Source organism: Streptomyces sp. TRM68416 (assembly GCF_014596915.1).
Classification (GTDB): domain Bacteria; phylum Actinomycetota; class Actinomycetes; order Streptomycetales; family Streptomycetaceae; genus Streptomyces.
On sequence record NZ_JACVWU010000036.1, the window covers coordinates 51,341 to 71,175 of the forward strand.

At 68.4% G+C, this 19,835-nt stretch carries 24 protein-coding genes; 20 read left to right on the forward strand and 4 right to left on the reverse strand.

What is annotated here, in order from left to right; genetic code table 11:
• The first annotated feature begins 144 nt into the window (after positions 1-144).
• Genes ICC28_RS41390 through ICC28_RS37410 form a run of 4 tightly spaced genes read left to right on the forward strand, consistent with a single transcriptional unit; the run spans position 145 to position 4,194 of the window.
• Positions 145-921: a hypothetical protein gene (locus ICC28_RS41390; RefSeq protein WP_188293305.1), complete on the forward strand. Its 777-nt coding sequence runs from the start codon at positions 145-147 to the stop codon at positions 919-921.
• Positions 918-1,955, forward strand: coding sequence for a terpene synthase family protein (locus ICC28_RS41395; RefSeq protein ID WP_188293306.1), 1,038 nt, complete (start codon positions 918-920; stop codon positions 1,953-1,955). The genes ICC28_RS41390 and ICC28_RS41395 overlap by 4 nt, the downstream gene beginning before the upstream one ends.
• A complete protein-coding gene (locus ICC28_RS37405) occupies positions 1,952-3,358 on the forward strand; it encodes a cytochrome P450 (RefSeq protein WP_188293307.1) in 1,407 nt (468 codons plus the stop codon). Before ICC28_RS41395 ends, ICC28_RS37405 begins: the two co-directional genes overlap by 4 nt.
• Positions 3,355-4,194, forward strand: a complete 840-nt coding sequence (locus ICC28_RS37410; RefSeq protein WP_188293308.1) for an SAM-dependent methyltransferase — start codon at positions 3,355-3,357, stop codon at positions 4,192-4,194. Before ICC28_RS37405 ends, ICC28_RS37410 begins: the two co-directional genes overlap by 4 nt.
• Before the next feature lie 431 nt (positions 4,195-4,625).
• Here ICC28_RS37410 and ICC28_RS37415 read toward each other — a convergent pair whose 3' ends face one another.
• Entirely contained in the window at positions 4,626-5,381 is a 756-nt protein-coding gene (locus ICC28_RS37415) for a GntR family transcriptional regulator (protein WP_188293309.1), read from the reverse strand.
• A 77-nt stretch (positions 5,382-5,458) separates the two neighbouring features.
• Here ICC28_RS37415 and ICC28_RS37420 point away from each other — a divergent pair, with 77 nt between their 5' ends.
• The 5 genes from ICC28_RS37420 to ICC28_RS37440 all read left to right on the forward strand — a co-directional run bounded on the left by ICC28_RS37420 (position 5,459) and on the right by ICC28_RS37440 (position 8,641).
• Positions 5,459-5,737 carry a hypothetical protein gene (locus ICC28_RS37420; RefSeq protein ID WP_188293310.1) on the forward strand — a complete coding sequence of 93 codons (279 nt, stop codon included), beginning with the start codon at positions 5,459-5,461 and terminating at the stop codon, positions 5,735-5,737.
• 532 nt (positions 5,738-6,269) lie between these two features.
• The gene (locus ICC28_RS37425) at positions 6,270-6,494 is read left to right on the forward strand and encodes a hypothetical protein (protein WP_188293311.1); all 225 of its coding nucleotides are present in this window, start codon (positions 6,270-6,272) and stop codon (positions 6,492-6,494) included.
• Positions 6,495-6,502: 8 nt separating this feature from the next.
• Complete coding sequence (locus ICC28_RS37430) at positions 6,503-7,237, forward strand: GntR family transcriptional regulator (protein WP_411158642.1); 735 nt, start codon at positions 6,503-6,505, stop codon at positions 7,235-7,237.
• Positions 7,234-7,536 carry a hypothetical protein gene (locus tag ICC28_RS37435; RefSeq protein WP_188293313.1) on the forward strand — a complete coding sequence of 101 codons (303 nt, stop codon included), beginning with the start codon at positions 7,234-7,236 and terminating at the stop codon, positions 7,534-7,536. The genes ICC28_RS37430 and ICC28_RS37435 overlap by 4 nt, the downstream gene beginning before the upstream one ends.
• Positions 7,537-7,882: 346 nt before the next feature.
• Positions 7,883-8,641, forward strand: coding sequence for a DUF6928 family protein (locus ICC28_RS37440; RefSeq protein ID WP_188293314.1), 759 nt, complete (start codon positions 7,883-7,885; stop codon positions 8,639-8,641).
• 137 nt (positions 8,642-8,778) lie between these two features.
• Here the strand turns inward: ICC28_RS37440 and ICC28_RS37445 are convergent, their stop codons facing one another.
• The 3 genes from ICC28_RS37445 to ICC28_RS37455 form a co-directional block, all read right to left on the reverse strand.
• Positions 8,779-9,987: a Fic family protein gene (locus ICC28_RS37445; RefSeq protein WP_188293315.1), complete on the reverse strand. Its 1,209-nt coding sequence runs from the start codon at positions 9,985-9,987 to the stop codon at positions 8,779-8,781.
• Between the two features lie 1,399 nt (positions 9,988-11,386).
• Entirely contained in the window at positions 11,387-11,827 is a 441-nt protein-coding gene (locus ICC28_RS37450; protein ID WP_188293316.1) for a hypothetical protein, read from the reverse strand.
• A gap of 351 nt (positions 11,828-12,178) precedes the next feature.
• Positions 12,179-12,643, reverse strand: a complete 465-nt coding sequence (locus ICC28_RS37455) for an NUDIX hydrolase (RefSeq protein WP_188293317.1) — start codon at positions 12,641-12,643, stop codon at positions 12,179-12,181.
• An 18-nt stretch (positions 12,644-12,661) separates the two neighbouring features.
• On the opposite strand from ICC28_RS37455, the gene ICC28_RS37460 reads away from it, so the two are divergent.
• The 11 genes from ICC28_RS37460 (at position 12,662) to ICC28_RS37510 (ending at position 19,778) form a co-directional block, all read left to right on the forward strand.
• The gene (locus ICC28_RS37460; RefSeq protein ID WP_188293318.1) at positions 12,662-13,441 is read left to right on the forward strand and encodes a GntR family transcriptional regulator; all 780 of its coding nucleotides are present in this window, start codon (positions 12,662-12,664) and stop codon (positions 13,439-13,441) included.
• Positions 13,442-13,580: 139 nt separating this feature from the next.
• Positions 13,581-13,937: a hypothetical protein gene (locus tag ICC28_RS37465; protein ID WP_188293319.1), complete on the forward strand. Its 357-nt coding sequence runs from the start codon at positions 13,581-13,583 to the stop codon at positions 13,935-13,937.
• A gap of 3 nt (positions 13,938-13,940) precedes the next feature.
• Complete coding sequence (locus ICC28_RS37470; RefSeq protein WP_188293320.1) at positions 13,941-15,296, forward strand: FtsK/SpoIIIE domain-containing protein; 1,356 nt, start codon at positions 13,941-13,943, stop codon at positions 15,294-15,296.
• 83 nt (positions 15,297-15,379) lie between these two features.
• The gene (locus tag ICC28_RS37475) at positions 15,380-16,030 is read left to right on the forward strand and encodes a DUF2637 domain-containing protein (protein WP_188293321.1); all 651 of its coding nucleotides are present in this window, start codon (positions 15,380-15,382) and stop codon (positions 16,028-16,030) included.
• 19 nt (positions 16,031-16,049) lie between these two features.
• On the forward strand, positions 16,050-16,244 hold the full coding sequence (locus ICC28_RS37480; protein WP_188293322.1) for a hypothetical protein: 195 nt from the start codon (positions 16,050-16,052) through the stop codon (positions 16,242-16,244).
• 1 nt (position 16,245) lies between these two features.
• On the forward strand, positions 16,246-16,437 hold the full coding sequence (locus ICC28_RS37485) for a mobile element transfer protein (RefSeq protein WP_188293323.1): 192 nt from the start codon (positions 16,246-16,248) through the stop codon (positions 16,435-16,437).
• Between the two features lie 12 nt (positions 16,438-16,449).
• The gene (locus tag ICC28_RS37490; protein WP_188293324.1) at positions 16,450-16,605 is read left to right on the forward strand and encodes a hypothetical protein; all 156 of its coding nucleotides are present in this window, start codon (positions 16,450-16,452) and stop codon (positions 16,603-16,605) included.
• 23 nt (positions 16,606-16,628) lie between these two features.
• On the forward strand, positions 16,629-16,949 hold the full coding sequence (locus tag ICC28_RS37495) for a SpdD-like protein (protein ID WP_188293325.1): 321 nt from the start codon (positions 16,629-16,631) through the stop codon (positions 16,947-16,949).
• A gap of 89 nt (positions 16,950-17,038) precedes the next feature.
• Complete coding sequence (repSA, locus tag ICC28_RS37500) at positions 17,039-18,433, forward strand: replication initiator protein RepSA (protein ID WP_188293326.1); 1,395 nt, start codon at positions 17,039-17,041, stop codon at positions 18,431-18,433.
• Positions 18,430-18,624: a helix-turn-helix domain-containing protein gene (locus ICC28_RS37505; RefSeq protein WP_188293327.1), complete on the forward strand. Its 195-nt coding sequence runs from the start codon at positions 18,430-18,432 to the stop codon at positions 18,622-18,624. Before repSA ends, ICC28_RS37505 begins: the two co-directional genes overlap by 4 nt.
• Entirely contained in the window at positions 18,624-19,778 is a 1,155-nt protein-coding gene (locus ICC28_RS37510; RefSeq protein WP_188293328.1) for a tyrosine-type recombinase/integrase, read from the forward strand. The genes ICC28_RS37505 and ICC28_RS37510 overlap by 1 nt, the downstream gene beginning before the upstream one ends.
• Positions 19,779-19,835: the final 57 nt, after the last annotated feature.

Here is a 19,835-nt window from a genome sequence, read left to right on the forward strand (position 1 = left end):
CTTCCTGCGCTCGGCTCTGCATCCGTGCACCGTGCCATGCCGGTGTCACGGGGGCGCCGACGGGAAAGGACAGCGCTTGCCCGGGCCGGACACGGATTCCTGGGGTCCGTCACGTCATCGAGGGGCGAGGATTGAGGAGGGGCGGTGGAGCCGGTTTTCGTCGTCACAGGGCTCGTCGGGTTCGTCTTCGGACTTCTGTGGATCGTTCTCTCGGTGGTGCGGGGGCGCCGGGACGGATGGGTGCCACTGCCGCCCCTGGTCCTGTGCGGGATACTCGCCTGGGACAGCCTGATGCTCTTCGGAGTCACCTCGGCATGGACCCTGACGTACGCCTTCGAGCCGTTCCTGGTGGCCTTCGAGGTCTATCTGTTCCGGCAGTTCATCCGGTACGGAGCCAAGGACTACCCGGGCATTCCCCGACGCCTGCTGATCGCGTCCGTCCTTGCCATGGCCGTCCTGGCGGTTGCCGCGTTCCAGTTCGTGGGCCGCGCGCTCGACGACAGCCACGGCGTCACGACCGGCATGTTCCTTCAGGCGGCGACACCTGCCGCGTGTCTGTCGATGCTCTACCGCCGCGGTTCGGCGGCCGGGCAGTCCGTACCCGCGGCGGTGTGCCTCCTGATCGCCCTGGCATCGCTGGGCACCGGCGCCGCGGTCGCCCCGCCCGACGACCGATACCAGGCCCTCCATGTCTTTCTCGCCGTCACGCAGGTGCTGCTGCAGGCCTGCTACCTGTGGGCGCTGACCGTGTACGGGCGGGCGGAGCGCGAAGGGCGGCCGTACCGGCCAACTGCCGTGTCACCCGCTGTGACCTCGCCCCGGGTTCCTTCGGAGGCATCAGAGGCATCAGGGAAATCGAAGGCATCAAAGACATCAAAGACATCAAAGACATCGGAGACACCCGTGGAGAGCCACTCGTGACCGGCGGCGAACTCGACCTCTTCCCCTCCGAGATCCGCCTCAACTCCGGGGCCGACAAGGCCGAGTGGGACCTGTGGCGATGGCTCGACAGCTTCGGCCTGTGCCGGTCCGAGCGAACCCGCTCCAACGTCCGCGCCTCGCGGGTCGCCTACTGCATCGGCTTGTACTACCCGTCCGCGCCTCTTGAATCCCTCGTCCTCATCAGCCGGTTCACCGGCTGGTCCCTGCTCATCGACGAGGAGTTCGACGCCGGCCCCGCCGGCCGTGACCCAGCGGCCTGTCTGGCCGCGGTCACGGGACTCGTCGACGTGTTCGGCCGTGCTGCCGCTCCGTCACGGGAAGCCATGCCACGTGCGGCCACGGCGCTGTGGGAGCGCCTGGCCCCGCGGCGTTCCGCGGCTTGGAAGGCACGTTTCCGCACCCACATGGCCAACTGGCTGTGGGGGTTCTACACCGAGACCATGGACCGCGCGGTCGGCCGCCTTCCGGATCTGCCGGAGTTTCATGAACGGCGGCGGGAGATGTTCGGGGCTCCCTGGTATCTGGACCTGTGCGAGGTCGCGATCGGGGTGGACCTGCCGGACGCCGTGCATCGGCTGCCCGCTTTCCGTGCTCTGTCCGCCGCGGTGGCCGACACCACCGCTCTGTGCAACGACCGGGTCTCCGCCGACCGCGAACGGGCGGTCGGCTACTTCCACAACGCCGTCTGTCTCCTGGAGCACCATCGCGGCTGGCCCCCCGATAAGGCCGCTGCCCAGGTCGACCGGATGATCACCGAGGGCGTCGACCGGATCACGGCCGCCTACCGCGATCTGCCGCACCAGCTCGACCGTTCGGGACTGCCCGAGCAGGCCGTCGAGGCGGCGCTGCGGTGCGCCGACGCGTACCTGGACGTGGTGCGCGGCAACCACGGCTACCACCGGACCAGCGGCCGCTACACCCGCTCGGAACTGCTCCCGCCAGGAGCCGACCTGGTCGAGGGCTTCGCCCGCCCGGCCGCACAGGGTCTGTCGGCAGCGCCGGAACCGTCATGAACAGGCCACCCGGCCCTGACCCGGCCGACATCCCCGCACTTCCGCCCGCATGTCCGCACCGCCGCGACATGGGCCTGCCCGACGGGCCCCGCCTGACACCGGCGGAGCTGCATGCCATGGAGAACGAGCGGCTGCTTGCCGCGTGGGAGGAGTACGAGCGGACGTACGGGCCCCTCTTCACGCTGCACGGCGACGGCACCGCGCCGCGCGTGTACATCAGCGACCCCAGGGCGATCCGCGGTCTCTTCATCGGCAACCGTACGGTCTGGGGCGCGCGCGGCACGCGCTACTTTCGCCCCGTGATCGGCGCGCAGGCCCTGCCGTACCTCACCGGTGAAGCCCATCGCGCCGTCCGCCTCCTCCTGGCTCCGGCCCTGCACGGTGACCGGGTACGCGCCCTCGGCCCCGCTCTCGACGACATCATCACGTCTGCTCTGGACGCTCTGCGCGGTACGTCCGTGCCGTTGGTCGACCTCACCCGGGACATCACCCTCCGTCTGATCGTCCGGGTCGCCTTCGGTCCCCTCGGCGACGAACGCCGGACGGACTGTGTCCGGCTCCTCACCGAGATCATGGATCTGATGTACGAACCGGCGGCTTCACCGGACGCCGACACCGCCACCGTGCTCCGACGTGTCACCGGACGCGTCCACGAACTGCAGGAGCTCGTCGCGCAGGAGGCCGGTGTCGTGCGGGCCGGTGAGGCACGGCACCGCGACGACCTGCTGTTCCACCTGGCCGCCGGGGAAGCGGCGCAGACCGACGAACAGATCCGGGGCCACATCATGACCCTGCTCATCGCCGGCCACGACACCACCGCCGGCGTCCTGGCCTGGGCTCTGTACCAGCTGGAGCTCCATCCGCGGACACGGCGGCGGGTGCGCGCCGAACTCGATGCCATCGGCGCCGCACCGGCCGCCGCCGAGGTCGTGCGCCTTCCCTACCTCAACGCGGTCTGCGCGGAGGCACTCCGCCACAGCTCGGTCGTCCCGGCCGGGCTGGCCCGCATCGTGCCCGAGGACCTCGAATGGGCCGGGCACCGCTTCCCGGCCGGCACCGAACTCGTCCCCGCCATCCACCTGGTCCACCGCCGCCCGGACCTCTACCCGGACCCGGAGCGCTTCGATCCCGACCGCTTCCTCGACCGCAAACCCACCGGCGCCCACTACCTCCCCTTCGGCACCGGCAGCCGCCGCTGCCCCGGAGCGGAACTCGCCGAGTTCGAACTCCCCCTGGCCCTGGCCCGCCTGCTCCAGACCCCCGGGCTACGGCTCACCGGCGCCGAGCCGGGACTGCACGCACTCAAGAACGGACCGACCATGACCACACCCCCCAGTCTGCGGGTAGCCCTCGACGACCGGGCATCACCACAGCCCCCGCGAGGCCAAGGCAGCCCCTCGTGACCACGAAGGGAGACATCGGACGCTACTACGACGTACTGACACCGCTCCTCGAACAACTCTGGGGCGGCAACTTCCACATCGGCCTCTGGCCCGATGACACGGTCGCCGATCACCCCCATGACGACGGCATCACCGCGGTCGTCGAGGCCGGCGACCGGCTCACCGACCTCCTCGTCGGCGAGCTGCGCCTACACCCCGGCAGTACATTCCTCGACGTCGGCTGCGGTATCGGCGGCCCAGCCCTGCGACTGGCACGCACCACCGGCGCCCACGTCACCGGCATCACCATCAGCACCGCCCAAGTCGGCCATGCCACAGCCCGCTTCGCAGCGGCCGGTCTCGCCGATCGGGCCTGCTTCCGCCACGCGGACGCGACAGCCCTCCCCTTCGCCGACCGCTCCTACGACGCGGCCTGGGCCATCGAGTCCTTGTTGCACATCCGCGACACCCGCCGTGCCCTGACGGAGATCAGCCGCGTCCTCAAACCCGGCAGCCCCTTTGTGATCAGCGACATGGTCCTCCTGTCACCCGACCCAAAGCGGCACGAGCACTCCTCGATCAAACCCCTGCCGACACTCCTCGCACTCCTCGACGGGACCGGCTTCGAGACCATCGAAGTCACCCGCCTCGACCCACACCTCCGCCGCTCGCTGCAACGCCTCCAGGACGATCTCGCCCACGCCGACCACGCCCTTCGAACCGCCTACGGCCCTGAAGCCGTGGCGGCACTGCGCCGCATCCTCCACAAGACCGTTCCAGGCATCGGCTCGACTTACGGCTACATCACCGTCTCGGCCCGCACACGCCAACCGGCAGACCAGCTCCCGCACGCATGAAAACAGCCCCTCCAGGACTCGTCCCGGAGGGGCTGTTCAATACATATCGCCTGTTCGGCCAGTGTGCCCCCGGCAGGATTCGAACCTGCGACACCCGCTTTAGGAGTTCGATCTACGTGCGCCCCTGGGCTCGTCGTCGGCTGGTCCGACGGTCGCGCAGGGGCGCTGCTGTATGCCGCTGTCCGGGCTCGTTGATGTCAGCGTTGGATGTCAGCGGAACAGCTCCGGAGCTGGGCAGACCTCCCATGGTTCCTCGGGCCGGTCCAGCCACTTCCACCAGGTGTGCCGATCGGAGCATCGCCAGAGTGCCCGGCAGGTTCTCTGCCCGTCGTCGTCGCGTCTGGCGAGCACGAGAGCGCCCGACTTCAAGGGCTGACCGCACTCAGGACACGGCGGAGGGTCGTCGGCCATGTGGCGATCCTTAGACGGGGCTATCGGTTGATCGGGATCTCATAGACGATCTCGCAGTGAGCCGCGGGCACCACGATGTCCGCAGTCTCCACGGGCCGTCCCTGATCGCTGTAGTACGTCCGTCGGATGTGCGTGACGAGCGCCGCCTTCTGGATGCCGAGTAGCGAAGCCTCTTCGGCGGTCGCCTGCCTCGGCTCCGGCTGTTCGACGGCGTGGCTGACGGTGACCCCGATCGCGGCCATCCGATTCACGACGCCCGCCCCGGCATGGGGCCCACCCTCGGGGAGGACGACGAGAGTTCCCGCGGTCAGGTCGTACGGCTCCCAACTCGTCGACAGCTGCACCGGCTTACCGTCGGCCAGGAACTCGTACGTCGTCCGGACGCACAAATCGCCCTCGGCGATGCCCAGCCGCGCCGCGATCTCCGCCGGTGCCGGCACCTTGGCGTCGGACCGGCTCTCCCAATCCCCTTGCCTGCCCAAGGCCTTCATGTCCGCCCGGAACGGCGACCCGTCGGGCCGCTCCCGCGCTGAGGAGCGCACCACGCGCACCCGCTGCCGGGGCTCGGCGACGTACGTACCGGATCCGGCGCGTCCCTCCAGCACACCCTGAGAGATCAGCAGCTCCTGCGCACGGCGCACCACGTTCTCGCCCACGCCGCACTCCTGGCCGATCTGGGCGCGGGAGGGGAGCCGGTCTCCTGGCTCCCACACGTGTTCCGCGATCTTCCGCCGGAGTTCGTCAGCGATGCGGAGATAAGGCGGCTGCTCAGGCATATGGAAAATCTAGTCCACTAGCTCTAATCTAGTTAACTAGCTTCACTCAAAGTGATCGCCGGTGACGGAGGCTGCCTGTGCCCGCTTCGGGATTGAGCGCGGCGGCCCTCGCCGCCCGGCTGTCCGCCCTCGGGCTCACCCCACGAGTGGAGGAACACCCCTGGCATACGTCGGTGGAGGCGGAGTTACCGGATTCGCTCTCCACCGAGACCTGGCGGGAGGTCCTGGACGCGGTGGCCCTGGCCGACCGGTTCGGCCTCCTCGCCACCAGCATGAACGGCCGCACCCTCTGGGCGGCCGTACGCAGAACGGCCCCCACGACGGGCGATGTCGGGGGACCGGGCCATCAGCGATAGGAGCTGATCAGCGTGCTCAACCGTATCCGCCGCGCCCTCTGCCTCACCAGGGTGCGGAACTCCTCCAGGGGTAGGCATCGCCGCCCCTTAACGCTCTCTCCGCGCCCGGCGCATCCCGCTGGCGCCTCACCCACACCCGTTGGCGCCCCGACCCTGCCCCGGAGCCGGACTGATGCCGCGGCGTCGGGCCGTCCCTTGCTCGCGGGGGAGGACGTCGCACTCGTCCGCCCGTACGTTCTGGCCTGGGAGCGGCGTACACGAACCCGCACGCTCGTCGTCGCGCCCCACATGCCGGCTCATGCATGGCTCCCCATCCTCGTGGAGGCCCGCTGATGACCCCCGACCAGAAGCCGCACCCCACGGACACCTCGCCCATCCCCTACCGCTCGGCCGCCTGCCGGATCGGCACGCACACCGCCTGCGCGGAGCCTTGCCCGGCGTCAGCACCGATCGACGTGCCAGTGATCTATGAGGTGTGCGACTGCCAGTGCCATTCATCGGTCGGCCCATCCACACCGGTGGAGGTGGCGTCGTGATCGCCCGGATTCCCGCCGGCGCCCTGGTCGCCAACATCGAGATCACCGCGGCCACCGTGCAGCGGGGCGACATCATCCACCTCGGCGGCCGGGCCTGCCAGGTGAGAGACCTGTTCCAGCTTCCCCAGGGGGCGAAGCAACTGGTCTTCGACTCGGGCGAGTTGCTGACGATACACACGCGTACCCGGCTCATCGCCGTGCGGACGCTGAGAAGGCGGTGAACGCTCTCGTGCCTCCCCGCCACCACGACATCGCCGACGACCTCCGGCAACAGATCACGACCGGCCGTCTCCAACTGGGCGAACGGCTGCCGTCCGAAACGGCTCTGGCCGAGCAGTATGCGGTCAGCACGGTGACGCTGCGCCATGCCCTCGCGGTGCTCCAAGGCGAGGGGCTCCTTGAGAAGGTCCACGGCAAGGGCAACTTCGTCCGCCGTCCCCTACGGAAGATCACGTACGTGGGCGGCGGGGGCACCCTGGACCCCTGGACCGCCGCTGAGCCGTCCTTGCGCGTCACGGTTCGCAGCACCACAGTTCAGGCGCCCGCAGACCTGTCGGCGTTGCTGAGCGTCCCCACGGGCAGTCCACTCGCGGAGTTCTCCTGCCTCAGCCTCGAAGGGGAATCACCGCGCGGGCTGGCCCGCATCTATATGCCGCGAGACCTGGCCCCGGCCGGAGTGCTCGACGACGACACCGGTAGTAGCCGAGAGGCAGTCACACGCTTCGCCGTCCTCGCTCCGCCGCCGGCCGCCGTTCGAGAGACGGTGTCTGCTCGTCCCCCGACACCGGACGAGGCAACGGCCCTGCGCATCGGCTCCACGAGGGCCGTACTCGCGATCACGCGCCTCGCAACCGACTCAGCCGGCCGCGTCGTCGAAGCGGCGCTGCTGGCGTTCCCGGGGGATCGCGTCGACGCCGTCTTCACTGCCCACCACGTGACCGACGAGAGGAAGACTCGGGAATGACCACGCCGAACACACTGCGGCTCCTCCCGTGGACAGGTCCCGAGGGCAAGCCCTGCTACCTGAGCACCGACGACCGGGACGGCTATATGTCCCGCCTGGCGGACACTGTGGAAGCGGCTCAGCTTGGAACGGCAACCGAGCTGCTGGAGCAGGCGTCGGAAGTCCTAGGCGACCGGGACGCGAACCCGGCGGAAGTGCAGCGACTAGCGAGAGAACTGACCGGAGCTCTCCGAGACGTCCTCCGCGTGGCTGCCAGCCGCGGCCACCTTCTCGCGGCGGGGGACCTTCAAGGACGCTGAAGGGTGCACTCGAACGGCGCAGCTGCACATGCCAACTCTCCCGAGGGGGAGGGGAGCCAGTAACGCACCCGGGCTCCCCTCCCCCTCGGGTTTCTACCGACCCCGGTACAGGCTGTCTGGCGGGCGATGATGGCTGGCGTCGGGCACTGCCGGTTACTGGGTCGCTGTACTCCGGTGCCGTACACCAGGAGTGTCGGTTTCGCAGGCCACCACAAGCACGTCGTCGCTCTTGGGCGGCCTCGGGGAACCTCGGACGGCCCAGCCGGACCGCAGGCGGCTCCTCCGTTGTCAGTGTCTGCGGCTATGGTGCGTCCGCCATCAAAGGCAAATGCTCTGGGGAGGGGCCTTGGGAGCCAAGACAGGACTGCTGGTGTACGCCGACGGCGACGTGCCCGGGTTGCTGCGGCAAGTGGGGGCGGCTGACCTTGAACGGACGGCCGCCATGATGCGGCGGCTCTATCCGGGCTGCGAGATTGAGGAGTGCGAGGGCTCGAATCTCTGGGACGGCGTGTACCCCTCGAAGGGGACGGTGTACGCAGCCAGCTGGCCGGGTGTGGAGGTCATCGGTGACCAGAGTGTGATGATCGACGCTCCCTCTGAGCTTCCGGGACACCTGGTGGCGGCGAGCGTCGGCCGACGGCTCGTTCTGCACGCCATGCATAGTGTCGTCGACTGGTTGGCGTTCGCCGTGTGGGAGAACGGGCGCCTCGTTCGCTCTCTGAGCCTGTCCCCGGACAGCGGCATCATCGAGAACATCGGCGAACCGCTCGCGTTCGAACAGCCGTACTGGGCCGGAGGCCGCCCGGCCGACATTGTCCCCTGGCCCGGCGAGGAGGACGAGCCGTACGCCCTGCCTTTCCACCCCTTGGACCTGGGCGAAGACGCGCTGCGGGCGCTCTGCGGGTTCATTCAGGAGGGGCGTCCCGAGCCCGATGACGTCGACGCGGACGCCATCGAGCTCTTCGGATTCCACGTGCGCGACCCACGTGGGCCTGATCCCGCCGAGCAGGAAGCGGAGCTGCGCAGAGCCGTGGAAGCCATGGATCCGCCGCGGTTCTACGCACTGAGCCCTGACGGCTCACTGGTCGAGCGCGACGGCCTTTAGCTCGCGACCTCTTCGTCCCGAAGCAACTTGGGCGGGCGCACGACCTTGGGCTCGGTTGCCTCTCACCTGCGGCGACGGTCCGCAGGTGTGCGCGGTTGTCCGCCGTCGTGCGCGGGCGTTGTCACGCAGTTAGACACTCAGCCTGTCGAGGGCGATTTCGGCATGTGCCTGGCCAACGGCTGACTGCGTGCGGCCCTCAAGGGCAAGAAGGCTCGCATTTGCTCGATGGCAGGCTGGACGCCTGAACGCGTGCGGATCACGAGCCCCATGTCTTGGAGTGCGTTCAAGTCCCTGTTGATCATCTTCTGGGTGTGTCCGGCGTACTCCTCTGCGAGCTCAGGATTCAGACGCCTGACATCAGCGGTTGTGGTGATCTCGCCCACTGGAAGGCTCAGTACAAGGTGGCGCCGCCGTCGGGCGGCCGGGCTCGTTTCGTGATGGAACTTCTCGTGAATGAAGTTTTCCCAAGTCACGGCCATCTGCTGCGCCTTGATCATGTCGACCTGCTCACGAAGGCCGTCCAGCAGCCCCTGGAGCGCGTAGCGAATGAAGGGCTTTGTGTCGTACGGCTGCACTTTGCTGGCCCTGTCGAGCACGCTCAGGTACCGGGTGCGCGTTCGGTTGTAGTGGTCACTTAGGAGGTGCGCTGACACGTCGGGCATTCGTGCTTTGGCGAGTAGCTGAAACTCGACCATGCGCGCAGTCCGGCCGTTCCCATCGCCGAAGGGGTGGATCCAGGCCAGGTAGAGGTGAGCAAGGATCGCTGACACGACTGACACCTGGAATTCAAAGCCTGCCGGGGCATCGGCCTCTAGCTGCTTGAGCCACTCGCAGAGCCTGTTGATCAGGTACTCACAGTCTTCGGCTGGTGCCCCTATGTAATTGGCCACTGACACGCCATGTGTGCGAAGTTGTCCCGGAATGGCGTCATCGGCCAGATTGTCCAGATCCTTGCAGATTATGCGATTGAGCTCCAGGATCCGGCCTGGTGTGAGCTCTAGAGACTTCCCCACGGCCACGTCAGACATGATCATGCCGTAAGCCTCCAGGACGTTGTCTACCTCCTGGCCGAGATACTCCTGCGACGGCGGCAACTTCAGTTCGTTCTGGATCCGCTTGCGCACTGCTTCTTCGGAGAGAGTGTTGCCTTCAATGCGGGTGGTCGCGTGGGCGCCCTTGCTCAGGAACACCTGGTTGAAGTGCTCCTGGATCGCGGGGATTAGTGGCACGCCGGCCACGTGCTCACACTTGGAGTGGATCTCGCCCAGTTGCATCCATGTCTCGGCCCCGAGGTCGAGGTCTGGCTTGAACACAAGCCACGGATGTGTCTCCTCGTAGCGTCGCATCTGTCCCGTCTCTCCATCCCCAAAGCCCCAGCTCAAAAGGGGGTAAGGGTCATTATCTCAGATGCGGGAGGCTTTGCCTATGTCCCGTTGAGCGTCCTCTCCAGTGTCCCTACCGTTGGGCTAGCGCTAGGGCCCGAGGTTGACGCTACTCGTTAGTAGTGTGCGAGGTGATCGAGCACCACTTTGGAAGATCGCGTATGGGGATGGGCGCTGATCTGGGGAGAGGCTGACCTCGTGATGTCGGCTACCTCGCTGTCTCTCCCCCCTTGTTTCCCGGCGGACGCCGCCTGATCGGGCACGTGGAGGTCTCTGCCGCGTTCTCAAGCCCGGAGGTGATCTTCCTGGCTCGGGAGCTTTAGGTGGCGCCAACGCGGCACGTGATAGGCCTCAGCTCTGGTCTCTGTCAGCGCCGTCGGCCCCAGGTGTGGGTGCAGGTGTCCTCGACCCCGTGTTGCCCCTTGTGGTGCGCAATGCCACCAGGGCTGTGATCAAACTAGCCACAGCCGTAACCAACCCTGTGACTGCGCTGATGATCCCGATCGTGGCAGTCACCGCAGCGGGTTCACCCCCATCCGACGAACCCGCGGATCGGAACCCTGGCAGGCTGCCGGAGAGGTAGCTGAAAGTCAGGAGTGCAACGGTCAGGAGCAGGAGTCGAATCGCGGTTGGCCACAGAGATCTGCCCTTCATCCCAGGGACGATACAAGGGCGTGGCCGCCGAGGTCGGTAAGTCTCAATGGGCAGCGTCAAGCCGCCTTGCTGTGCGCTCAGTACCCCGAAGAAGTGATGCGCCCAGTCTCCCATGTGGACCGTTTCCCTGTCTCGGCCCTTCTGAGCAGTACGGACGCCGGGATCAGTTGTCATGATCTGTCAACGTCCGTCCACCTCGCACGGCCCCAGACGGCCCGAGCGGAGGTTCCCACTCTAGGGAGCTCAAGCGCCACGCAGCGTACTGATGTGCGATGGCGTGTGAGGGCCCTCGCCAGGTGCATTGGCGAGGGCCCTCACCACGTCAGTTGCCAAGCAGCACCCCGGCCGCCATCTCGGCTGCCCCAGAGGCAACGCCTCCCAGGATGGCCGCCACGAGCGCCCACAGGACCGGGTGGCGATCCCCGCCCCATGGGTCCCCACCGGTTGCGTGTGCTTGGCCATGGTGGACCGTCACGGTCCCGTTCGAACGGATCACGTTGATCCAGGCTTTCATCAATCCCCCTCGCGGGCTGGGCTGTTGACGGTTGGCGTGTCGACACGCTGAAAACCGTAGACCTTCGCGAGCGGTGGATGCGGCACGTGAACTGCGCCATCACGAGGGGGCAAATCAGGGCAGATAGCCACACCCGTTCATGTCTTCGCGCTCCCGCGCGAGCGCGCGCGCGAGACAGTATATCTGTGACGCAGATCACTTGGATTCCGAGCGAGCAGAGGGCTGATTAGCCTCTCTTTGCACCTTTAGTCGCTTTTCGCGGGCGCGCGCCTTCGCCTCATCCCGCACCTGCTGGCTGATTGCGTGAGCCCGGCGGGCAGCGGACGATTCCACCCATTTCGTTAATGTCCCAGCGCTGTAGCCGGTGAGGCGCGCCGCTTCCTCCTGGGCCATTCCTAGCTGGATGGCCCGTACGACCATGTCCTCGGCGGCCGTCTTGATTCTCAACTCGGCTTCTCTGAGCTCGCGGCGCTTATCGCCGACTTCGGCTAGCAACTCCTGGAATTGCTCAGGCCGATCGAATCGAAGCCATGCAGTCGCATCCATGCCAGCAGAATGCCGAAACTGCAGGGTCATGGTGGTGGCTTCCGGCGTTTGGGCCCAGTCCGCCGTTGCCTCGGCGATCTGTTGGTGCACGCACCCACGCGGTCGGCGCAGCGACTTTGGCCGGGAGCTGCTTTGGCGCGAGTGATCATGGCCCATTACGCTGACCCGCGAATCGGGCAGGCTTGTGGACCTGCCCGTTAGTGCCCGATGTTGGGCCATGATCTTCGAGGCTCGCGCCAAAGTGGCTGGCTAAAGTCGCGGAGCCGACCGCCCCAGCCGCGACATGCTCTGACCTCATGCCCTGTGTGCCTACCTCTTGGGCGGGAGCGGGCGGCCGGCGGTGCCGAGCGGGGCGGAGACATGAGCGCGGGCGCCGCCGGCCGCCCGCTCCCGCCCGGAGGAGCGAAGCGACGACGGGTGCTTGATGAAGTAGGGAAAGTCTTATCCCGCTGGGATCAGGTGCTTGCCGTCGTGGCTTCGTACGTGGGGGCCGTTGCCGTCCAGGGCGTCCAGAAGTCGGATCGCGTAGACCTCGGCCATGCGGGCGCTGACCTCATCGGGCGTGAGCCAGGAGACGGCTGTGGACTCGCTTGATGTGCGCTCGGTGCCGCCGGAAGGCTTGCAGCGGAAGACCAGGGCCACGATGCCGCGGGTGGTGTTCTTGTAGACGCCGGTGAGTTCGTCGACCTCGACGTGGATGCCTGTCTCTTCCCAGACCTCGCGGGCTACGCCGGCCTCTGGGGTCTCGTGGAGTTCGAGTACGCCGCCGGGGAGCTCCCAGGTGCCGTTGTCGGCTCGGCGGATCGCCAGGAGGCGTCCGTCTTCGCGCACCACTACTCCGGCTACGGATACGGAGTGCCGGGGTGGCGACGTCGCTTCCTGTGGTTGACTCATGTACAGGAGCATAGGAGGCAGGGAAGGGCTATGGGAACTGCGGTAGAGGGGGGCAGGTCCGGGCCTCGGTACGTGCAGATCGCGGATGAGATCGTGCGGCAGATCCGGGCGGGCGTGCTGAAGCCCGGTGACATGGTGCCGAGTGAGTCGGAGCTGGTGGAGCGCTACGGCGTGTCCGGCGGCACGATTCGTAAGGCCATGGTCGAGGTGCGGGCGAGTGGGCTCGTCGAGACCCGGCACGGCAAGGGCTCGATCGTCAAAGATCGGCCGCCGGTACGGCATCGCTCCTCCGATCGCTTCCGGCGTTCGCTCCGGCAGGGTGGCAAGGCTGCCTACCTTGCGGAGTCCGCACAGTCAGGTGCTACAGCCAGGGTGAGCGTGCTCTACATCGGGCCCATGGAGGCTCCCGGGGATGCCGCGCAGCGGCTGGGCGTTCCCGTCGGCACTCAGGTGCTCGCCCGGCGGCGGCTCTACTTCCGTAACGGCACTCCGGTCGAGACCGCCTCCTCCTATCTCCCGTGGGACGTCGTGAAGGACATCCCGGAGCTGTTCGCCGAGAACCCCGGTGGCGGTGGCATCTACGCCCGACTCGAAGACCACGGTCATGAGTTCGCGGAGTTCGTCGAGACCCTGCAAGCTCGGCCGGCGTCCAAGGCGGAAGCCACCGAGCTGGCGCTCAGTCCTGGTGCGCCAGTGGTTCACCTCATCCGGGAGGCCCGTACGACGGCCGGGCTCGTGGTCGAGGTCTGCGACACGCTCATGGCTGCTGACCAGTTCATTTTCGAGTACCGGATCCCAGCCGCGGACTGACGCCCGCTCAACTTCCCTCAGCCCGTCGTGACTTCGTCGTCGCGACGGGTTGACTCATGTACAGGAGTGGTGCACTCTTCTTCATGTCACTCATGTACATGAGTGACGGAGTCCAGCATCTATAGAGGAGTGTTCCGCTGTGCGTCAGATCCCTGTCGACACCTCCGCCGCGACCGTGATGGTCGCCAAGACCCCGCAGCCGAAGGTGCGCGACCGCCGTACCGGTGAGATCGCCACCGACGCCGAGACCGGCGCGAAGCTGATGACCGTGGACGTGATGTTCGCGGCCAACGACGAGGTCGAGATCCTGTCCGTCACCGTCCCGGAGACAGGGATCTCCGGTGACCTGACCATGGGCACCCCGGCCGCGCTCACGGGGCTGGTCGCCCGGCCGTGGGAGAACGAGTTCAACGGTCAGAAGCGGCACGGCATCGCCTTCCGCGCGGTCGCCGTCACCTCGCTGGCCACCATGGGCACGGGTTCGAAGGCGGCCTGAGCCATGTCGTGGCTGACGGTCTTACTGCTGGTGGTCGTCGCCGCTGCGGGTCTCCTGCGGTGGCGGCGTCCCGCCTGGTACTGGCTGACCTTCGGGGTCACCCTCGCTGTCATACGGGTCCTGGTCCGCTACGCCTCTGTCATGGAAGCCTGCGGGCTCACGGTCCCGCCCTCGCGTTGGCGGCTGATGCTGGCCCGGATGGCCAACCGCCCAGCGCCGGAGTCCCGCGCGCCGCGTATCCTGCGGCTACGGCCCACCCGTACCGGCCTGGTCCTCCGGCTCAAACTCCGCCCGGGACAAGACGCCTTCGACGTCGCCGCCGCCACGGACCGGCTGCGCCACTCCTTCGGGATGTACGGCGTGACCTCCCGTGAGGTGCGCTCCGGTGTGGTCGAGATCCGGATGACCGGTTACGACGTGCTCAAGCGGGTGCAGATGCCGGCCAAGACCGACACCCGGCCTATGCGTATACCGGTCGCTCTGCGGGAGGACGGTTCGGTCCACTACCGCGACTACCGTGCCGTCCCGCACGGTCTGACCCTCGGCGCTACGGAGTCCGGCAAGTCCGTCTATCAGCGCAACCTCGTCGCCGGGCTCGCCTCGCAACACGTCGCGCTGGTCGGTATCGACTGCAAGCAAGGCGTCGAACTCTTCCCGCTGGCTCGCCGGTTCTCCGCTCTCGCCGACAATCCCGATGCCGCGCTGGAGTTGCTGGAGGCGCTGGTGTCCCACATGCAGGACGTGTATCAACTCATCCGCGCCCAGCAGCGGATCAGCGTTGCCGTACCGGATGCGGAGATCGCCGCCGACATCTGGGATCTGCCCGACGACCTGCGGCCGGTGCCGGTCGTCGTCCTGGTCGACGAGGTCGCCGAACTCGCTCTCTACGCAAGCAAGGAGGAAGAGAAGCGCCGCGACCGGGTCATCACCGCCCTGGTCCGCCTCGCCCAGCTCGGCCGCGCGGCCGGCGTCTACCTGGAGATCTGCGGGCAGCGCTTCGGCTCCGAACTCGGCAAGGGCATCACCATGCTCCGCGCCCAGCTCACCGGCCGCACCGCGCACCGCGTCAACGACGAGATGTCCGCGAACATGGCCTTCGGTGACATCGCACCGGACGCCGTCCTCGCCGCCATCCAGATTCCCGCCGAGACGCGCGGTATCGCCATCGCCGGTGACTCCGCAGGCGGCTGGCACCGCATCCGCGCCCCGCACACCTCACTGCGCCAGGCCGTGAACGTCTGCAACCGGTACGCCGAACGCACCCCCGACGTGCCCGCCCTCGCACCCTTCCGGCCCGCGGTCGCCGCGATGCCCTCGGCCCGCGTGCCGCTGTCCAAGACAGCCCCCGCCACCGCCTGACCCACCCCCTCCATCGGTCGGCGCGACCGCCCTTCGCGCCAGGTCCCTACCCCCGCCATGCCTGATCACAGAAGGGAGCCGTGATGGCCCGCCCCGCTCTTCGCATCGACGCCGTACTCATTCAGGCCGTCATCGCCGGGGCGCTGTCCTTCGCCCATCTGCACGACCTCGCCGCCGCTGCCGGGCAGACCGGATGGAAGGCCTGGGCCTACCCGGTCTCGGTGGATCTGCTCCTTGTCGCCGCCTGGCGTCGGCTGCGTGCTGACGGGCCGTCCCGGCTGGCCTGGTGCTGGTTCCTCATCGCCCTGGTCGCCTCACTCGGCGCCAATGTCGCCACCGCCGGACTCCTCGACCTCGGCGACGTCCCGGACTGGCTGTGCATCCTCGTCGCCGCCTGGCCCGCCCTCGCCTTCATGGGCGGCACCCTGCTCGCCCACTCACCGGCGGACCCCTCCCCGGCGCAGACGACCTCCGCCCCGGACCCCGAGGCGGTGTCTGAACCGGCCGCAGCTGAACCGGAGCGACTGCCTGAACCCGTCGCCGCTCCGCAGGCAGAGGAAACCCCTGCCCTGCCCCCAGCCGTGCCGGTCCCGGCCGCGCTCGTCGACCACGCCCGCAAAGTCGCCGACGACCACCACGCCCGCACCGGCGCCCGGATCGACACCGACACCCTCCGCACCCGCCTCGGCGTCCCACCGCACCTCGCCGACGCCATCGCCGCCCAACTCACCTGACCCGGAAGCGAGACACGCCGTGACCCGTGACCCGGCCGACCTGACCGCTGCTGACTACCTCGGCGATGCCCGCGAAATGGCCGCCGCCAACCGGCCCTACCTCGCTCACCTGCTCGCCGAGGAAGCCGCCCAACGCACCACCGACCCGGCCACCGCCGCCGGCATCCGCGCCGCCTTCCCCGACCCGACCGCGAACCGAGAGGAGACCGACTGACATGCCCGCCCGCGACCACTTCCACTCCGTGATGCGGATCGGCCCCGTGCAGATCGGCACCCACCGCGACCGCCACGGCCGCACCAAGCACGCCGCCGTGTGCACCGCCGACCGATGCGGCTGGTCCGCCGACTACTCCAGCCAGTCCGCCGCCCAGCTCGCCGCCCGCACCCACCGCTGCCGCGTCAGCTAGGAGGCCGAACCGATGGACGTTCCGCTCTGGCTCGCGCTGCTCGCCGTCGGCTACCTCGGCGTCAAGCTCATCCGCCCGCCCCTGTGGCTCATCGCCGTCATCCTCCTCGGCGGCTTCCTCCTCGCCGACAGCGTGCTTGCCCCCGTTATCGACGGCTTCGTCAAGTAGCAAGGCCTGAAGGGAGAACACCGATGCTCCGCCCGAAGATCCCGACCAACCCCATGCCGACGGGCAACGTCACGCCGCCCGCGGTCGTGGAGCCGAGCACTGTCATTTCGAGCCCGCAGCTTCCGACCCCCGCCCCGTTCGCCGCCTCGACGCCGACCCGGCCCACGGTCCAGATCACCCCCGGCACCGCCCTCGCCCTCGTCGGCGGCGGAACGGCCGTCGTCTTGGTCGTCGGCGCCGTCCTGGTCTCCCTGCTCCTGGCGGTCGCCATCACCGGGGCCTCGGTCGCCGTCTGCGCCCTGGTGATCCGCTCCCTCGTTCGCGCAGAGGCCAAGCAACGCTGACCGGCCCCCGGGCGGCCTCGATACCGCCAAGCATCCGCCGCCCCGGCGCCGTCCCTGTCCGATCGCAAAACCGGAAGGAAGACCCCAGCATGGCGCATCGCGCCTCGTCCGTACCTGCCCCGCTGCTCGATCCGATCACCCTCGGCGACCTCCTCCGAGTCGCCTCGGCCCCCGACTACACCCGGTGGGAAGACCAGATCCGCCGCACCGGCGGCTGCTCCGACCCGATCCACCTCACCGGCTGGACCCTCCACAAGGACAAGACCACCGGCGAGACCCTGCACCACTACACCACCGCCGACGAGCCGGGCGGACGCCTCCGTCTCGCCTGCGGCAACCGCCGTGCCTCCCGGTGCCCGGCCTGCGCCTGGACGTACGCGGGCGACACCTACCACCTGATCCGCGCGGGCCTCGCCGGAGACGACCGCCGCGACATCCCCACCACCATCCGCGACCATCCACGCGTCTTCGCCACCCTCACAGCCCCCTCCTTCGGCCAGGTCCACAACCGCCCCGACCGTGGCACCTGCCGCTGCGGCGCCCAACACGCCCCCGACGCGCCCGAGCTGGGCACTGCCCTCGACTCGGACACCTACGACTACGCGGGCGCCGTGCTGTTCAACAACCACGCCGGACAGCTCTGGCAGCGCTTCACCACCCGGCTCCGCCGCGAACTCGCCACCCGCGCCGGCCTAACCCGCCGGGAGCTGGCCGACCATCTGCGCGTCTCCTACGGCAAGGTCGCCGAGTTCCAGAAGCGCGGCGCCCTGCACTTCCACGCGGTCGTACGCCTCGACGGCCCTGCCGGGCCCGGCACACCGCCGCCCGGCTGGGCAACGGTCGACCTGCTCACGGACGCGATACGTGCCGCCGCCGCGCACCCCTACACATCCGTCTCGGTCCCCGCCGCCGGTGACGAACCCGCCCGCACCTTCCGCTGGGGCCGACAGCTCGACGTCCGCCCGGTCAAGGTCTTCGGCGACGGCTCCGACATCACCGAGCAGGCCGTCGCCTCCTACGTGGCCAAGTACGCCACCAAGGCGGCCGAGAACACCGGCACCCTGGACCGCCGTATCGGCGAACTCGCCGAACTCGACCGCCACCAGGTCCCCGACCACACCCGGCGGCTCATCAGGGCATGCCGCGACCTGGACGCCTTGTATCCGGACCGACGCCTCTGGGCTTGGGCACACATGCTCGGCTTCCGTGGGCACTTCTCGTCCAAGTCGCGCACCTACTCCACCACCCTCGGCGCCCTCCGCCAGGCACGCGCCGACTACCGAGCCGCACAGGATGCCTTCGGTATCGACGACCGCGAGCCGGACACCGTCCTCGTCCTGGCGGACTGGCAGTACGCCGGCCACGGCCACACCCCAGGTGAAGCGGCCCTCGCCGCCACGATCGCCCGCGACCTCCAGACCAACCGTGAGACCGCCCGCGAAGCCCTACGTGACACGTGCACCGAGGAGGGAGCCGCAGCATGACCACGACCACTGCCACCGCCGAACTCCTCACCGTGCCGGAGGTCATGACCCGGCTCAAGCTCGGACGCTCTAAGGTCTACGACCTGATTCGCTCGCACCGCCTGGTCTCGATCAAGATCGATGGTGCTCGCCGCGTCCCCGCCGACGCTGTCCGGGACTTCATCCTCGGCCAGATCGAGGAGGCTGCCTGATGGCGAGCCAGCGCAAGCGCAACCCCAACGGCGCGGGCACGATCACCAAGCGCAAGGACGGCCGCTACCAGTGCGCGGTCTACGTGCTCCAGCCGGACGGCACCCGGGCGCGCAAGTTCGCCTACGGCAAGACCTGGGCCGAGTGCGACGCGAAGCGTCGTGAGCTGCTCGACAAGGTCGACCAGGGCGTGCCCGTGCCGACCCGGTCGGCCAAGCTCTCCGAGTGGCTGCCGTATTGGCTGGACAACGTCATCAAGCCCCGACGAAAGCTGAGCACCTTCGACAAGTACGAGGCACACGTCCGGCTCTACCTCGTCCCGCTCCTCGGAGCCAAGCGGCTGGAGTCGCTCGGCGTCGCCGACGTCCGCCGCTTCCTCGTCCGGCTGGAGAAGGAGACCACCGCCGCAACTGCCAAGGAGGCGCACCGAGTTCTGCGCTCCGCGCTGACGTCCGCATGCCGGGAGGAACTGATCACGCGCAACGTCGCCAAGCTCGTCGAGCCGCCCCGCACGGACACACCCGAGCTGCGTCCCTGGACCCTCGACGAGACGCTCGACTTCCTCGCAGCCTCCCGTAAGGACCCGCTCTACGCGGCCTTCGTGCTCGCCATAGTCATGGGCCTCCGCCGAGGAGAGATCGTCGGGCTCCGGTGGTCGGACGTCGACCTCGACAACCGCGTGCTCTACGTCCGCCACCAGGTCCAGCGTCGCCGTGGCGTCCTGTACGACGACGATCCCAAGAGCCGTCGCCGTCGGGCCGTGCCTCTGCCTGCCCTCTGCATCGCGCCCCTGCGCTGGCACCGCATGCGGCAGGCGGACGCTCGCGCCAAGGTGGGGGAGAGCTGGCAGGACTCGGACTACGTCTTCGCCACCCGCACCGGCCGTCCCGTCGAGCCGCGCAACCTCTACCGCTCATTCACCCGGGTCGCCGAGTCCGCCGGCCTCCGAGTCATCCGGCTCCACGACGCCCGGCACGGCACTGCCACCCTCCTCACTGCGGCCGGGGTCGCGCCTCGCGTCGTGATGGAGATCCTCGGGCACTCCCAGATCAGCATCACCATGGATGTCTATACGCACGTCGTGCAGGACACCCAGCGCGAAGCCATGAGCCACATGGACCGCCTACTGCGGAAGAGGCGCCCCATCCGCGAGTGACCGCCCGCGTTGATGTCAGAAGTGGATGTCAAAGGCCCCGGACCATGATCGGTCCGG

Coding starts and splice junctions, on each gene's coding strand:
- ICC28_RS37405 (WP_188293307.1), top strand. CDS start 1,952: ATGAACAGGCCACCCGGCCCTGACCCGGCCGACATCCCCGCACTTCCG.
- ICC28_RS37415 (WP_188293309.1), bottom strand. CDS start 5,381: ATGCCTGAGCAGCCGCCTTATCTCCGCATCGCTGACGAACTCCGGCGG.
- ICC28_RS37435 (WP_188293313.1), top strand. CDS start 7,234: ATGACCACGCCGAACACACTGCGGCTCCTCCCGTGGACAGGTCCCGAG.
- ICC28_RS37445 (WP_188293315.1), bottom strand. CDS start 9,987: ATGCGACGCTACGAGGAGACACATCCGTGGCTTGTGTTCAAGCCAGAC.
- ICC28_RS37455 (WP_188293317.1), bottom strand. CDS start 12,643: ATGCTCCTGTACATGAGTCAACCACAGGAAGCGACGTCGCCACCCCGG.
- ICC28_RS37460 (WP_188293318.1), top strand. CDS start 12,662: ATGGGAACTGCGGTAGAGGGGGGCAGGTCCGGGCCTCGGTACGTGCAG.
- ICC28_RS37470 (WP_188293320.1), top strand. CDS start 13,941: ATGTCGTGGCTGACGGTCTTACTGCTGGTGGTCGTCGCCGCTGCGGGT.
- ICC28_RS37475 (WP_188293321.1), top strand. CDS start 15,380: ATGGCCCGCCCCGCTCTTCGCATCGACGCCGTACTCATTCAGGCCGTC.
- ICC28_RS37485 (WP_188293323.1), top strand. CDS start 16,246: ATGCCCGCCCGCGACCACTTCCACTCCGTGATGCGGATCGGCCCCGTG.
- ICC28_RS37490 (WP_188293324.1), top strand. CDS start 16,450: ATGGACGTTCCGCTCTGGCTCGCGCTGCTCGCCGTCGGCTACCTCGGC.
- ICC28_RS37495 (WP_188293325.1), top strand. CDS start 16,629: ATGCTCCGCCCGAAGATCCCGACCAACCCCATGCCGACGGGCAACGTC.
- repSA (WP_188293326.1), top strand. CDS start 17,039: ATGGCGCATCGCGCCTCGTCCGTACCTGCCCCGCTGCTCGATCCGATC.
- ICC28_RS37505 (WP_188293327.1), top strand. CDS start 18,430: ATGACCACGACCACTGCCACCGCCGAACTCCTCACCGTGCCGGAGGTC.
- ICC28_RS37510 (WP_188293328.1), top strand. CDS start 18,624: ATGGCGAGCCAGCGCAAGCGCAACCCCAACGGCGCGGGCACGATCACC.